The sequence below is a fragment of the Marinobacter goseongensis genome, assembly GCF_023156235.1.
Taxonomy (GTDB): domain Bacteria; phylum Pseudomonadota; class Gammaproteobacteria; order Pseudomonadales; family Oleiphilaceae; genus Marinobacter; species Marinobacter goseongensis.
The window spans coordinates 1-13,519 of record NZ_JAKZAI010000026.1 but is presented as its reverse complement, the minus strand read 5'-3'; the positions used below and the strand labels follow the sequence as shown (position 1 = coordinate 13,519).

At 59.2% G+C, this 13,519-nt stretch carries 14 protein-coding genes; 6 read left to right on the top strand and 8 right to left on the bottom strand.

Going from position 1 to position 13,519, the window contains the following annotated elements:
• Positions 1-50 precede the first annotated feature (50 nt).
• Positions 51-1,382 (top strand): tetratricopeptide repeat protein, encoded by a 1,332-nt coding sequence (locus MLC70_RS16515; protein ID WP_248185429.1) that lies wholly within the window; start codon positions 51-53, stop codon positions 1,380-1,382.
• 76 nt (positions 1,383-1,458) lie between these two features.
• Here the strand turns inward: MLC70_RS16515 and hemL are convergent, their stop codons facing one another.
• Genes hemL through MLC70_RS16490 form a run of 5 tightly spaced genes read right to left on the bottom strand, consistent with a single transcriptional unit; the run spans position 1,459 to position 6,478 of the window.
• The gene (gene hemL / locus MLC70_RS16510; protein ID WP_248185428.1) at positions 1,459-2,739 is read right to left on the bottom strand and encodes a glutamate-1-semialdehyde 2,1-aminomutase; all 1,281 of its coding nucleotides are present in this window, start codon (positions 2,737-2,739) and stop codon (positions 1,459-1,461) included.
• A gap of 4 nt (positions 2,740-2,743) precedes the next feature.
• Positions 2,744-3,451, bottom strand: a complete 708-nt coding sequence (gene thiE / locus MLC70_RS16505; RefSeq protein WP_248185427.1) for a thiamine phosphate synthase — start codon at positions 3,449-3,451, stop codon at positions 2,744-2,746.
• 7 nt (positions 3,452-3,458) lie between these two features.
• A complete protein-coding gene (gene thiD, locus MLC70_RS16500) occupies positions 3,459-4,217 on the bottom strand; it encodes a bifunctional hydroxymethylpyrimidine kinase/phosphomethylpyrimidine kinase (protein WP_248185445.1) in 759 nt (252 codons plus the stop codon).
• A 59-nt stretch (positions 4,218-4,276) separates the two neighbouring features.
• Complete coding sequence (gene hemJ, locus MLC70_RS16495; RefSeq protein ID WP_248185426.1) at positions 4,277-4,699, bottom strand: protoporphyrinogen oxidase HemJ; 423 nt, start codon at positions 4,697-4,699, stop codon at positions 4,277-4,279.
• Positions 4,700-4,702: 3 nt separating this feature from the next.
• On the bottom strand, positions 4,703-6,478 hold the full coding sequence (locus MLC70_RS16490; RefSeq protein WP_248185425.1) for a chloride channel protein: 1,776 nt from the start codon (positions 6,476-6,478) through the stop codon (positions 4,703-4,705).
• A gap of 146 nt (positions 6,479-6,624) precedes the next feature.
• Here MLC70_RS16490 and argC point away from each other — a divergent pair, with 146 nt between their 5' ends.
• The 4 genes from argC (at position 6,625) to erpA (ending at position 9,297) form a co-directional block, all read left to right on the top strand.
• The gene (argC, locus tag MLC70_RS16485; RefSeq protein WP_248185424.1) at positions 6,625-7,662 is read left to right on the top strand and encodes an N-acetyl-gamma-glutamyl-phosphate reductase; all 1,038 of its coding nucleotides are present in this window, start codon (positions 6,625-6,627) and stop codon (positions 7,660-7,662) included.
• 9 nt (positions 7,663-7,671) lie between these two features.
• Positions 7,672-8,412, top strand: coding sequence for a DUF6776 family protein (locus MLC70_RS16480; RefSeq protein ID WP_248185423.1), 741 nt, complete (start codon positions 7,672-7,674; stop codon positions 8,410-8,412).
• 1 nt (position 8,413) lies between these two features.
• Positions 8,414-8,878, top strand: a complete 465-nt coding sequence (locus tag MLC70_RS16475) for a bactofilin family protein (protein WP_248185422.1) — start codon at positions 8,414-8,416, stop codon at positions 8,876-8,878.
• 86 nt (positions 8,879-8,964) lie between these two features.
• The gene (gene erpA / locus MLC70_RS16470) at positions 8,965-9,297 is read left to right on the top strand and encodes an iron-sulfur cluster insertion protein ErpA (RefSeq protein ID WP_248185444.1); all 333 of its coding nucleotides are present in this window, start codon (positions 8,965-8,967) and stop codon (positions 9,295-9,297) included.
• Here erpA and MLC70_RS16465 read toward each other — a convergent pair whose 3' ends face one another.
• Complete coding sequence (locus tag MLC70_RS16465) at positions 9,298-10,395, bottom strand: anhydro-N-acetylmuramic acid kinase (RefSeq protein WP_248185421.1); 1,098 nt, start codon at positions 10,393-10,395, stop codon at positions 9,298-9,300.
• Between the two features lie 4 nt (positions 10,396-10,399).
• Positions 10,400-11,791 (bottom strand): OapA family protein, encoded by a 1,392-nt coding sequence (locus tag MLC70_RS16460; RefSeq protein ID WP_248185420.1) that lies wholly within the window; start codon positions 11,789-11,791, stop codon positions 10,400-10,402.
• 304 nt (positions 11,792-12,095) lie between these two features.
• On the opposite strand from MLC70_RS16460, the gene tyrS reads away from it, so the two are divergent.
• A complete protein-coding gene (tyrS, locus tag MLC70_RS16455) occupies positions 12,096-13,298 on the top strand; it encodes a tyrosine--tRNA ligase (RefSeq protein WP_248185419.1) in 1,203 nt (400 codons plus the stop codon).
• On the opposite strand, the gene MLC70_RS16450 is transcribed toward tyrS, so the two are convergent.
• A partial coding sequence (locus MLC70_RS16450) for a hypothetical protein (protein ID WP_248185418.1) occupies positions 13,253-13,519 on the bottom strand: 267 nt, incomplete at its 5' end. The two genes, tyrS and MLC70_RS16450, sit on opposite strands and share 46 nt — an antisense overlap.

Here is a 13,519-nt window from a genome sequence, read left to right as displayed (position 1 = left end):
CTTGCTCAAGGCGCCGATGAGTTTTCTTCCGAGACGCTGGAGAGTTCCGTTTGCGGGCTGCAGTTTGGCTACCTACCCTGTCTGGCTTCTTGCTGATAGCGATCATTTCTATTCCGGCGGCGGCGTCCAGCACTCCGAGGGAGCGCCTGGCTGAAGGCATCGGGCACTACCAGAGCGGTGATCTTGAATCTGCCCGGGCCGCATTTGAAGAAGCCCGTGCCGCCGGGCTGGAAAGCCCGTCCCTGGTCTATAACCTGGGTGTTGTCTATTACCGGTTGGGCGAGTACCGCCTTGCCGCAAATACCTTCGCGATGCTGCTTGAGACCGAGAACAACGCACTGGCGCAGTACAACCTCGGCCTGGTGGCTCGGGCCGCGGGGGATGCAGAAACCGCTGACGTGTGGTTTGCCCGCGCGGCCAGCCGGTCCTCACCACCGAAAATCCGGGCGTTGGCAGAGGCGCAGCTGCAGCCAGCAGAAGCGGTCGCATCGTCTGCCTTATCCCAGATTCCCCGCATGGGTTACATTTCGCTGTCCGGTGGCTACGACAACAACATCGCCGGTGTACCCGAGGCCGGAAGCTCAGGCCGCGAGGGGGGCTTTGGCGAGCTGCTGGCGGCCGGGTCGGCGGATGTGTATCAGTTTGACCATTCGCTGGTGCGTCTCGAGGGCGCCGCCTACTCCCGCCAGTACCCCTCCGAGTCGGAATTTAACACCGATCTTCTCCAGGTCGGTGTCGGTTGGCTTCGGGAGCTCGGCCCCGGCCGTGCCGAAATCACCGCCGGCGTGAGTCAGTCCTGGTTCGATGCCGACGAGCTGGAGCGAACCTACCGGCTGGATGTCTCCTATCTGCTGAATCCGTGCCCTTTTGCTGGCCCTTCGGCCCGCTGCCAGGCCACTGTGTCTTCCGGTGTGGTGGAAGGCGGCGATGGTTTTGGAGCCTACGACGGTGAGTGGTATCAGGCGCGGTTGAAGGCGCGGAAGGATTACGCAGACTGGCGTGTGGATCTGCAGTATCGCGGTGAACTCAACAGCCGCGACGACCTGACCGCAGGGGATCAGTTTGTCAGTGTGTCGTCCCAGCGTCACATGGCGGAAGTGGCGCTGCGTTACAAAGTCTCGCAGCGCTGGCATTTGGGCGTGGCCGGCAATTATCGTTACAGCCGTTACGCCGACCCCCACCGGTTGTTCGACGAGGCCGGCGTTCTGGACGTCGAGCGACGGATTGATCAGCGTACGCAGGGTACCCTGTTGACGGAATTCGCCCTGAGCGCGGCCTGGTCACTGCGCGGTGAGTGGATGTTCCGGGACAACCAGAGCACTCTCGAGCGTTACGATCATCGGCGGCAGATGGCGATGGTGGGGATTGAGGGCTTGTTCTGACCGGCCAGTGGCGCTGTAATTGGAGGGAGTGGAACCCTGTCATAACAGCGACAGCACTCCCTCCCGACCGTTAGCGTCAGAGCGTTTTCATGACTCGTCTGGCGGCGTTCGTGGTGAACTCGATGTCGTCAGCGGTCAGAGCGGCGCTGGTGAAGCCCGCCTCGAACGCCGACGGTGCCAGGTAGATACCTTCCTTGAGCATGCCCTGGAAAAACTTCTTGAAGCGCTCAACATCGCAGGCCATAACCTGGTCGAAACGGGTAACCGTGTCGGCGTCGGTAAAGAAGAACCCGAACATCGCCCCGGCACTTTGCACGGCCAGAGGGATACCCGCCTCGTCGGCGGCGGCCTTCAGCCCGTCGCGGACCGCATTGGTTTTTTCCGTCAGCCGATCGTGGAAGCCGGGTTCGGAAATGGCGTTCAGCGTGGCCAGGCCGGCGCACATCGCCAGCGGGTTGCCACTCAGTGTGCCGGCCTGATAGACCGGGCCCAATGGCGCTATGTGCTCCATGATTTCGCGCTTTCCGCCGAAGGCTCCGACCGGCAGACCGCCGCCGATCACTTTGCCCAGTGCCGTCAGATCCGGTTTGACGCCGTAGAAGCCCTGGGCACCGCCGAGGGAAATACGGAATCCGGTCATTACCTCGTCAAAGATCAGAACCGTGCCGTGTTCATCACACACCTCACGCAGTGCCTCAAGGAATCCCGGTACCGGCGGAATACAGTTCATGTTGCCGGCCACCGGCTCGACAATGATGGCCGCAATTTCATCGCCCCGGGCGGCAAAAGTCTCCCGTACATGGTCGATGTCATTGTAATTCAGCGTCAGGGTGTGCTCGGCCAGGCTGGCAGGGATGCCCGGGGAGTTGGGCACGCCGAGGGTCAGCGCGCCCGAGCCGGCTTTGACCAGCAGCGAGTCCACGTGGCCGTGGTAGCACCCCTCGAATTTGACGATCTTGTCGCGGCCCGTATAGCCGCGGGCCAGGCGAATGGCGCTCATGGTGGCTTCGGTACCGGAGTTCACCATGCGCACCAGCTCGATCGAGGGCACCAGTTCACACACCTTTTTGGCCATCTCAGTCTCGATGGCGGTGGGGGCACCGTAGCCGATGCCCAGATCCACCTGGGCGTGGAGCGCGTCCTTGATCACCTGATTGGAATGACCCAGGATCATCGGCCCCCAGGAGCCGATGTAATCGATGTAGCGGCGGTCATCCTCGTCATACAGGTAGGCGCCCTCGGCATGCTTGAAGAAAACCGGAGTGCCGCCAACGCCACGGAAGGCCCGCACCGGCGAGTTCACTCCGCCGGGAATGTATTTCTGTGCCTCTGCAAAGAGCGTTTCAGAGTGGTTCATGGTGTCAGGACTCCTGATTGCGTGTCGTCGTAGCGTTGGTAACAGTAGGCGCCCGGAACAGCGGGTGATGGGCTGTAAACAGGCGGGTAAATTCACGGGCTCGCTGTTCGGTTTGCTCGGGGTTACCGCCGAACAGGCCGCCGACCACCGCCAGCAGGTCCGCGCCGGCTTTGATCAGGGCGGCACCATTATGGATGGTAATGCCACCGATTGCCGTGGTCGGGCGTTGCAGGTAGCGCGCCTGCGCGAGAATGGCACGGTCGGCCGCCGGCGCATCGGGCTTGGTGGTGGAGCCATGAAAGCGCCCGAAAGCAAGATAATCGGCGCTGTCGTTTACCGCGGCTTTGGCCAATGCCAGATCACTGTGGCAGGTAGCCCCGATGATGGCCGCCTCGCCCAGTTGTTGGCGTGCGTGACTCAGCGCCTGGTCGCTCTGGCCCAGATGCACGCCGCCGGCAGCGACCCGTTTTGCCAGTGCCGGGTCGTCATTGATAATCAGCGGCACCCCGGCGTTACGGCAGATAGCCGCCAGGTCCAGAGCCTGGTTCAGACGCACGGTATCAGAGCTGTGTTTGTCCCGGTACTGCACCAGCACCGCGCCCCCGCGCAGCGCCGCCTCAATGGCGGGTCGTAACCGGTCATCCGGTAGCAGGTTGCTGTCGGTAATGGCGTACAGCCCCGGATTGAGGCCCTTGTCAAAAACGGATGGCATGGCGTTGTCAGCGCTCCCAGGGAATGCCGCGATCCGGCACGGGTTGGCCTTTGCCAACTTCCAGCGCATAGAGTATCGCGCGATTCACGAAATTCTGTGCCTGGGAGATGGCGGCCCGGGGAGACAGCGCGGCTGCCCGGCCCGCGGCAATCGCTGCGGCCAGCGTGCAGCCGGTGCCATGGTATTCACCGCCGACCCGTTCGATGTGCCAGTGTATGGGGTCGCCGGTGGCGTTGAACAGGGTGTTGACGATCTGTGGGCCTTCTCCATGGCCCCCGGTCGCCAGTACCGAACGGCAGCCAGCGGCCATCAGATGATTGGCTGCCTCCGCCGCGTTTTCACTGCCTCCCAGCAGAGCCAGTTCGATGCCGTTCGGGGTAATCATTTCGGCCAGACCAAACAAACGATCCTTCATGGCACCGATGAGTGCGTCATCGGCCAGGTCCCCGCCACCGGCTGCTTTGATGACCGGGTCGGTGATCAGTGGAATATTTGGGTGCTGTTCAAGAAACTCGACCAGCACGTCGACCACCGCGGCGTTGCCCAGAGCGCCGGTTTTTATGGCGTGAATCGGTGCGTCAGCCGCGACGCACGCCAATTGCCGGCGAATCAGCTCAGCATCGACCGCCTCCGCGCCATAAACATTGCGGGTGTCCTGTACGGTCAGGCAGGTAATGACCGGCAGCGGGTGGCAACCAATCGCTGTGACGGCCTGAATGTCTGCCTGTATGCCAGCACCCCCCGAGGGGTCAAGGCCTGACAGGATCAATACCTGGGGGCGGGAATGACGTTTGATGGTACAGCTCCTCGGAACGGTTTGGTGATCTAAAACGGCTTGACCGTGGCCAGAATCACCACGGCAACAAGAATCAGTACAGGGAGTTCGTTGAACCAGCGGTAGAATACGTGGCTGCGGGTGTTTTGGTCATCCCGGAACACCCGGACAAGATGGCCGCAATAAAAATGGTAGGCGATCAGTATGGCAATCAACAGCAGCTTGGCGTGCATCCAGCCCTGGCTGAAATAACCACTGGCGTTATAGCTGATCAGCCAGACGCCAAAAATGACGGTGGCAACCATCGAGGGCGTGGTAATGCCCCGGTACAGTTTGCGTTCCATGATTTTGAAGCGTTCGCGGCCGGGCGCGTCCTCGCAGGCGGCGTGGTACACAAACAGCCTTGGCAGGTAAAAAATGCCCGCGAACCAGCACACCATGGAGATGAGGTGGAGGGCTTTGACCCAAAGCATGGTTTAACTCCGTCGGTAATGGTAATAGCTCTCGATGTCGGATTTCAGCACGATGCCGTACACCCGCTGAATCATCGGAGCGACGTGGCGCTGCACATAAAGCGCTTCTACGTTGGTCTTGTCAAATTCGTCCAATGCTTCCTCCAGCGTGGCCTGGTACTGCACCGCTGCAATGTCCCGCCGGTTGGCTGGAATATCCATCAAATCAAGCTGTTCCTGTAGCTCGGCGTCTTCCCTGGTGGCTGACGGGTCGGCATCCTCAAGGTAGCGGGCGAGATCAACCGCCGGCATCAGTGCGGTCGGCCCACTGCTGCCCTCGACGACCAGCCACTTGGGTTCGGACTTGAGGATTTTTCGTGCTTCGTTGATGCTCAGATGGCGCTCGGTGCGCAGAATACTCCGATCCATAATGGCACCCACGGATACCCGCCGCAGTGCCTGGATGATGGGGGAGTTCTGGTAGCTCAGGCCCTGGCTTTTCAGGATCGTCAGAAACAGTGACTTCTTGCCGAACACTTCGCTGGTGACCAGGCTGGCGGTGGTAATGATCAGCATGCCCGGCAGCATGATGTTCGGGTTTCGTGTCAGCTCCATCAGGGCCATCAGCGCGGCGAGGGGCGCTTGCAACACCGCGCCCATCATAGCACCCATGCCGAGCATGGCATAAAAGCCCACGGAGGAAGCCGTGTCTGGCGCAATCTGTGCGCCAATCAGCCCCATGGCACCGCCCAGGGTCGCGCCCATGAAGATGGTCGGACCGATTACGCCGCTGGGCATGCCCAGACCGATGGTTAAAGCTGTGATGATGAGCTTGGCAATACCGGCGCCCAGCAATAACCAGAACGCCAGGTGACCGTTAATGGCCATATCTACGGTGTCGTAGCCGATGCCCATGACTTCCGGCACCACAATGGCAAACGGCACCATCAGCAATCCGCACACCGCAATTCGCAACAGAACCGGGCGGTGGTGATAGCGGCCCATGGTATCCACCAGCTGAATGAAGATGGCGGCAGCGACGCCGATGATGACTGCAATGGCCAGAATCCAGGGAATCTCGACCAGTGAGTTCATGGTCAGTGCTGGTACGCTGAAGGCCGGCTCCGCCCCATACATGGCCTGCGTAACGATGGCCGCGCTCACGGCAGCAAGAATGATCGGGGTGAAACCGGCAATGGTGTATTCCATCATCACCACTTCCATGGCAAAAATCACGCCGGAGATAGGGGTATTGAAGGATGCGGAAATGGCCGCCGCACAACCACAGGCCACCAGTGTGCGGATGCTGTTGTTGGGTAACCTCATCCATTGCCCCATCAGGCTGGAGAACGCCGCGCCCAGGTGCACAGCCGGTCCTTCACGGCCGGCCGATTGTCCGGTCACCACCGTAGCCACGCCGGTGGCGAATTGCACGACGGCGCTGCGAACCGAAATATAGCCCTGGTGATAGTTAAGGCGTTCCATAACGTGGACAATCCCTACCTTGCGGTCGTGGGTCGCTAGCCGGTGCAGAAACAGGCCGAGGGTAAGCGCGCCGGCCAATGGCAGCAGGCCGCGGGTGAGGATGTCCAATTGCTCGAACGACTCGGAGCCATCGCCGGGCAGAAAATACTCGAGGGGCCACTCGATGGCCAGGCGAAAAACCAGGATGACGCCGCCGGTGATCAGTCCGGACAGCAATCCCAGCACGGCCAGCTGGGGCAGGGCGTCCACGCCGGAGAGCCTGCGACGGAAGACGGGAATCAGGTTCTCTGTGATCTGGTGCCAGAGGTTGCGCATGGGCGCCGGAGTTCCGGTAGTGGATGGATCGGGTGTTATTGTAATGCTCGCCTGCCCGGCTGCAATAAGTCCTTGGTTTATCATGTTAGACTAGCAGGTCAGACTTGACTCGATTTTACACAAACCGATGCCAGCGGGAGTGACAGGTGATAAAAGTAGGCATAGTGGGCGGAACCGGCTACACCGGTGTGGAGCTACTCAGAATTCTGGCGGTTCACCCCGAGGTGAAAGTGAGCTGCATTACATCCCGCTCCGAGGCAGGCATGCCGGTTGCGGAGATGTATCCGAACCTCCGCGGTCACTACGATCTGGCATTCTCTGAGCCGGATGCCGACACGCTGGCGGCCTGTGACCTGGTGTTTTTTGCCACGCCCCATGGCGTTGCCATGCGCATGATTCCTGAGCTGATGGCGGCGGGCACCCGGGTGGTGGATCTGTCCGCTGACTTCCGTCTGCGGGATCTGGATGTCTGGGCGGACTGGTACGGTATGGCGCACGAAAGCCCGGACTGGGCCGCCGACGCGGTCTACGGTTTGCCGGAAGTGGTGCGTGATCAGGTGCGCACGGCGCAACTGGTGGCAAACCCCGGGTGTTATCCGACCGCCGTTCAGCTGGGGTTCCTGCCCCTGCTGGAAAAGGACCTGGTGGACCCATTGCGCCTGATTGCCGATGCCAAATCCGGTGCTAGCGGCGCCGGCCGTCAGGGCAAGATTGGCATGCTGCACGGAGAGATTGGCGAGAGCTTCAAGGCCTATGGTGCTTCCGGTCATCGGCATCTTCCTGAAATTCGCCAGGGCCTGACTCAGGCAGCAGGTGGACCCGTGGGCATTACCTTTGTGCCCCATCTGATTCCGATGATTCGCGGTATTGAGGCAACGCTTTACGCTGAGCTGCGCAACCCGGCGGATTTTGACCGGCTGCAGGGATTGTATGAGGATCGCTTCCGCGACGAGCCGTTTGTGGATGTCATGCCCTTTGGCAGTCACCCGGAAACACGGAGCGTGCGCGGGGCGAACCACTGTCGTATGGCGCTGCACCGCCAGGAAAACAGCAATGTGGTGATTATTTCCTCCGTCATCGACAATCTGGTGAAGGGGGCTGCAGGGCAAGCGGTGCAGAACATGAACATCATGTTTGGTCTGGACGAAACTCTCGGGCTGAACGCGCCCGCTCTGCTGCCATAGGATCTTCCGGTGAGTGCACAGAAAAAACCAGCGGAAGAATATGTTGTTATCCGCCACCGCCCGGGCTATCGGCTCAGGCGTTCGCTGATCCTGCTGGCATTCTCAGTGGCTGCAGCGGTGGGTGGTTATGCCACAGGTCTGGCCCAGGGGGGATTCCGCTTTTCATCGGTAGAGGACTCGCGGGACCAGTTGGAGCAGCAGGTCGACGAGCTGCGGGATAAATACCGCACTGCCTCTCAGCAGCTTACCAATCTCGACCGCGGGCGCACCATTGATCAGCAGGCATTGAACCAGGCCCGGCGATCCATTGTGAATCTGGAAACGCAGATCGCCTCGTTAAAGGCAGATCTGACGTTCTACAAGAACATCATGGCGCCCTCTGAAACCAGCAAGGGGCTGCAGGTGGACCGGCTTTCACTCCAGCAGGATCGCCAGGGGGATGGTTATAATTTCAAATTGGTGCTGACGCAGGTTGGCAACAACAAGAGCTATGTATCGGGTGTTGTTGCGGTCAATGTGATCGGCACTCGCAATGATGAGAAAGAGGTGATCGCGCTGCGGGACCTCTCGGACGATATCGACGATCTCGGTGTGAATTTCCGCTTCCGCTACTTTCAGGACATCGAGGGCCTGCTGACAGTGCCTTCGGATTTTACGCCCGAGGAAGTGCAGATCGTGGCCAAGTCGCAGGGGCAGAAATCGGCCCAGGCGGAACGTACGTTTGATTGGAAAGACCTAACGGAGAACTGACATGCTCGGAAAGAAAAAGCAGAAGCCGCGCCGCCCCACCGGGCACTTTGACACCCTGGTTTCCTCACGCACTACTGTTGAGGGGGATGTGCACTTTTCCGGTGGCCTTCATGTCGATGGCCGGGTTCGGGGCAAGGTGGTTGCGGAAGAGGGCAGCGATGCGGTGCTGCGTGTGTCTGAGGTGGGTGAGATTGCCGGCGACATAGTTGCGCCCCACGTGATCATCAATGGCACCGTGCACGGTGATGTCTATGCCTCTGCCCATCTGGAGCTGGCGGAGAAAGCCTCCATCAACGGAAACGTATATTACAACCTGATCGAAATGGCGATGGGCGCCTCGGTTAACGGTAATCTGGTTCACCAACGTGAACCCGTCGGGCTGTTGACCAAGGACACCCGAAAGGAACCGTCAATGCGCGATTCCGTGGCGGCGGAAGAGACCGACCCGGTCACCGGTGCGGAATAGTTGATTGTTTTAGTCAGGAATACCATAATCGTTGGCATAACACCTGTATTAACCCGGAGGCGGACTTGAGTGTAGTTCAGCAGCAGATGGCCATACCGCTGTTCCTAAGCGACAGCGCGGTAACGAAAGTGCGTGAATTGATTGAGGAAGAGGGCAATTCTGATCTCAAGCTGCGTGTTTTTGTGACTGGCGGCGGCTGTTCCGGGTTCCAGTACGGTTTTTCCTTCGATGACAGCCAGGATGAAGAAGACACCGCCATCGAAAAAGAGGGTGTCACACTTCTGGTTGATCCGATGAGTTATCAATACCTGGTGGGAGCGACGGTCGAATACACCGAAGGGCTTCAGGGTTCCCAGTTCGTGGTGAAAAATCCGAACGCCAGCTCCACCTGTGGCTGCGGCAGTTCGTTCTCCATCTGATCAACGGAAATAGACCGCACCCAGAATCCGCTCCCCGGATGCACCGGTAACCTCAGGCAGGTTGCCGGAGCGCCTTTCCAGCGTCTGTTTCGCCAGCCAGGCAAAGGCGACCGGTTCGACCCATTGCGGATCGAGACCCAGATCTGCTGTTGATGACAGTGTCAGCGGGCTGCAAGTTCGCCGCAGTTCTCGCATCAGGAAGCTGTTTCGCGTGCCCCCGCCGCAGGCAAAGATCGTCATCTCCGGTGATTGCGGCAGCTGACGGGCAATGGACACCACGGTCAGCTCCAGCAACGTCCGCTGAACATCCTCTGCGGAGACCTCAGGATGGCGGTGCGCCAGAGTTTTGGCCCACTCCAGATTGAATTTTTCCTTGCCGGTGCTTTTCGGTGCGGGGCGGGAGAAATAACCGTCCGACAGCATGTCCCCCAACAGTTCCTGGTGAACGATACCCTCCTGCGCCCAATGACCATCGTCATCGAAAGGTCGCCCTGTGTGCAGTTGGCACCAGGCATCCATCAGCGCGTTGGCCGGGCCGGTGTCGAAGCCGATGACGCGGTCATGGGAGTTTCCGGGCAGCCAGCTGATGTTGGCGATACCGCCGAGATTCAGAATGCAGCGGTCTTCCGTGTCCGAGCCAAAGAAGGCCCTGTGGAATGCAGGCACCAGTGGCGCGCCCTGCCCACCTGCCGCCATGTCACGACGGCGAAAATCTGCCACCGTGGTAATGCCCGTGCGTTCAGCGATCAGGTTGGGGTCGCCAATCTGCATCGAGAAGGGTGCGGTGCCGAGGGGCTGATGACGAATGGTCTGGCCGTGGCTGCCAATCGCCACCACGTCGGTTGACGCTACGCCGGCTTTTTCGATGGCTTTACGGGCGGTCTGGGCGAACAGGTCGCCGACGTTGTGGTCCAGTTCCCCGATATCGTCGGGCGTGCCATGATTCTGGGACAACTGAATCAGGCGTTGGCGCAGGGCGTCGGGATAGGGGGTGCTGTGAGTGGCGTGAATCCGGGTGCGGTTGTCGGAGAAGGACACCAGCACGGCATCAATGCCATCCATGCTGGTGCCCGACATCAGTCCAAGCCACATTGCCATGAAGTCAGTCTTCGCGGGCGAGAGCGAGTTGCTGGGTGCCGTCGCGATAGACCTCGAACTGGGCAACCTGCTGTTCAGCAAACTGGCGAAAACGGACGATTTCGGATTTCGGCACGGGCGTCGCGTCCGGCAAATCCACGGTCCGCGAATTGCGCGCCACGCCGTTCACGTGGAACTCATAGTGCAGGTGCGGCCCGGTGACCATGCCGGATGAACCTACGTAGCCGATGGTTTCACCCTGTTTCACCCGTGTGCCATTCTTGATCCCTTTGCCGAGCCGGCTCATGTGCGCATAGAGCGTAGTGATGTTGTCACCATGGGAAAGGATGACGGTGCGGCCATAGCCGCCTTTCCACCCGGCAAAATGAACGCGCCCGTGACCGGCAGCCTTGATCGGTGTGCCCGGAGGTGCCGCGTAGTCGGTGCCTTCATGGGGGCGAACCACATCCAGAACCGGGTGCCGACGCTGCTTGTTGAACGGTGATGACACTCGCGCATTGATGGGGGTGCGCAGGAAAGCCTTGCGCATACTGCCGCCATCTGGCGCGAAATAGTCGCTGTCACCATTGCTGTCGGTGTACAGCAGCGCAATGTTTTCTTTGCCCCGGTTTACAAAACGGGCAGACAGAATGCGTCCGGTGTCGAACATCTCCCCATCGAGGTAAAGCTCTTCGTAAATAACTTCGAACTGGTCACCCTTGCGAACGTCGTAAACGAAGTCGATGTCCCAACCGAAAATGCCTGCCAGTTCCATGGCCAATCGATCGCTCATGCCGGCCTCGCGAGCGGCCACATAAAGAGAGCCGTCAATGATGGCGGTGGCAAAGGCCGGGCGCGCTTCCGGCTCTCTGACGACGGTTTCACCCTCGAAGCCGTTCTCTGTTCTGGCGATTTTCAGGCTTTCGAGCAGGCTGCGCTTGAGCTCGATGGCTTGCAGGTTGCCCTCACTATCGGTGGCGAAGGCAATGGTCTCGCCCGCATACAGGCGCTGAAGCTTGTTCGCTTCGCCCTTGCCATGAATGACCTTGAGCATGATGCCGTCATCGAATCCGGCATCCCGGAACAGGGATGACAAGGTATTCCCGGACTTGATCTTGTGCTCCTGCCATTGCAGAGCCGGCGTGGTGTCCTCGGCTACATCAACACTGGCAGTTTCATTTTGCGCAGCGACCGGCGAGTGCTCGTCGTTAGCGTTCGCAACGCCGGCGTCGGGCTCTGCGGGCGCGCGGGTGTCTCTGGGCGAGGCTTGCTGGACGCCATTGCCATTCAGATCCAGGGAATAGGACATCCGCTTGGCCTCGACCTCGGAGCTCGGGCTCATGAGAATGGCGGCGGTCACAACCACGGTCGCAGCAGCGGCGATGGTGATATGTGTTTTGGGAAGCGTTTTCAGCACGTGTGATACCCGTTTTAATCGGCATTCCGGTAGGTTGAACTACCTAATTAAAGCTGTTGTTCAAGTATAGTCCAACAGATTACCGTATAAAAAGCGTGCGTGACAGCGTGAAACATTACAGTTGCCGCGTCACCCGCCGGATTTCTGGTGACGTCATTGCTATAATACGTCGCCCTTGATGCTCGGCATTGTACAAAAACTGAGCGCCTCTAATGTATCAAGGCTTCAGGTAACTCACAGATTTCTTTTGTTGAAGTCTGTAACTGTCAGAATCTTTTTAGATAAACCTAGGGACGAGTAGTTCATGGCATCTATCGATGAGGCGTTGGCCATAATCAAGCGTGGCGTTGACGAGTTGATTCCGGAAGACGACCTGGTGGCAAAGTTGGAGGAAGGGCGTCCCCTCCGGATCAAGGCCGGTTTCGATCCCACGGCGCCGGATCTTCACCTCGGGCACACGGTTCTTATCAACAAGCTGCGGCAATTTCAGGATCTGGGTCACGAGGTCATCTTCCTTATTGGTGACTTCACCGGAATGATTGGTGATCCCACCGGCAAGAGCGCAACTCGTCCCCCGCTGACCGAGCAGCAGGTCGCCGATAACGCGGTCAGCTATAAAGAGCAGGTCTTCAAGATTCTGGATCCCGCCAAGACCCGGGTGGTTTTCAATTCCGAGTGGATGAGCAAAATGACCGCCGCCGATATGATTCGCCTGGCCGGTCAGTACACGGTGGCGCGAATGCTGGAGCGGGATGATTTCACCAAGCGTTACCGGGCAGAACAATCCATTGCGATTCACGAGTTCCTTTATCCGCTGGTGCAAGGTTACGACTCTGTTGCGTTGGAGGCAGATGTGGAGCTCGGGGGTACTGACCAGAAGTTCAATCTGTTGATGGGTCGGATTCTGCAGAAGCATTACGGTCAGGCGCCGCAGGCAATCCTTACCATGCCTATCCTGGAGGGTCTGGACGGTGTCCAGAAGATGTCCAAGTCGCTGGGTAATTACGTGGGGGTAAACGATGCTCCCGGCGAGATGTACACCAAGCTGCTGTCCATGCCGGATCAATTGTTGTGGCGCTACTTCGAGTTGCTAAGCTTCCGTCCTCTTGAAGAAGTCAGCGAGTTCCGTCAGCAGGTGGAGGCGGGGGCCAATCCCCAGGACTTCAAGAAACTGCTGGCCGAGGAAATCATCACGCGCTTCCACGATGCCGACGCGGCGAAGTCTGCGCACAAGTCTGCCGGCAATCGTGTTGCCCTTGGTGAGATTCCTGAAAACGTGCCGGTGGTGGAAGTATCCCTTGAGGGTCAGCCGGGGATTCCCATGGCGGCTGTGCTTCGCCTGGCCGGTCTGGTCAAGAATGGTGCTGCCGCCCGGGATGTGCTCGGCCGCGGTGCTGTATTTGTGGATGGTCAGCAGTTCGAGGGCGAGCGCGCCTTTGTTGAGGGTGATGACTGCGTCATTCAGGCCGGAAAGAAGAAAATTGCCCGAGTATTGGTCACTGCGTGACCGATCTCGGGCGAATTTAACGATTTTCGGAAATGGTCGTTGACACCTTCGGGCAGGTCTGTAGAATGCGCATCTCCTTCGAGGGGCAGGCCGATTAGGCGGCTCCAGATTCGAGGGTCAACTGTTTGAAAGTATTGAAGAAAGCGAGTTTTGAAATTCTTCAGATAAACGGTTGACAAGGCGGCGGAACGATGTAGAATACGCCACCTTGATTGAGCAAC

What these genes read in the sequence shown, in the direction of transcription:
- MLC70_RS16465 (WP_248185421.1), bottom strand. Translation starts at nt 10,395, where the DNA reads ATGGCAATGTGGCTTGGACTGATGTCGGGCACCAGCATGGATGGCATT.
- erpA (WP_248185444.1), top strand. Translation starts at nt 8,965, where the DNA reads ATGGCCATACCGCTGTTCCTAAGCGACAGCGCGGTAACGAAAGTGCGT.
- tyrS (WP_248185419.1), top strand. Translation starts at nt 12,096, where the DNA reads ATGGCATCTATCGATGAGGCGTTGGCCATAATCAAGCGTGGCGTTGAC.
- thiE (WP_248185427.1), bottom strand. Translation starts at nt 3,451, where the DNA reads ATGCCATCCGTTTTTGACAAGGGCCTCAATCCGGGGCTGTACGCCATT.
- hemJ (WP_248185426.1), bottom strand. Translation starts at nt 4,699, where the DNA reads ATGCTTTGGGTCAAAGCCCTCCACCTCATCTCCATGGTGTGCTGGTTC.
- MLC70_RS16490 (WP_248185425.1), bottom strand. Translation starts at nt 6,478, where the DNA reads ATGCGCAACCTCTGGCACCAGATCACAGAGAACCTGATTCCCGTCTTC.
- hemL (WP_248185428.1), bottom strand. Translation starts at nt 2,739, where the DNA reads ATGAACCACTCTGAAACGCTCTTTGCAGAGGCACAGAAATACATTCCC.
- MLC70_RS16475 (WP_248185422.1), top strand. Translation starts at nt 8,414, where the DNA reads ATGCTCGGAAAGAAAAAGCAGAAGCCGCGCCGCCCCACCGGGCACTTT.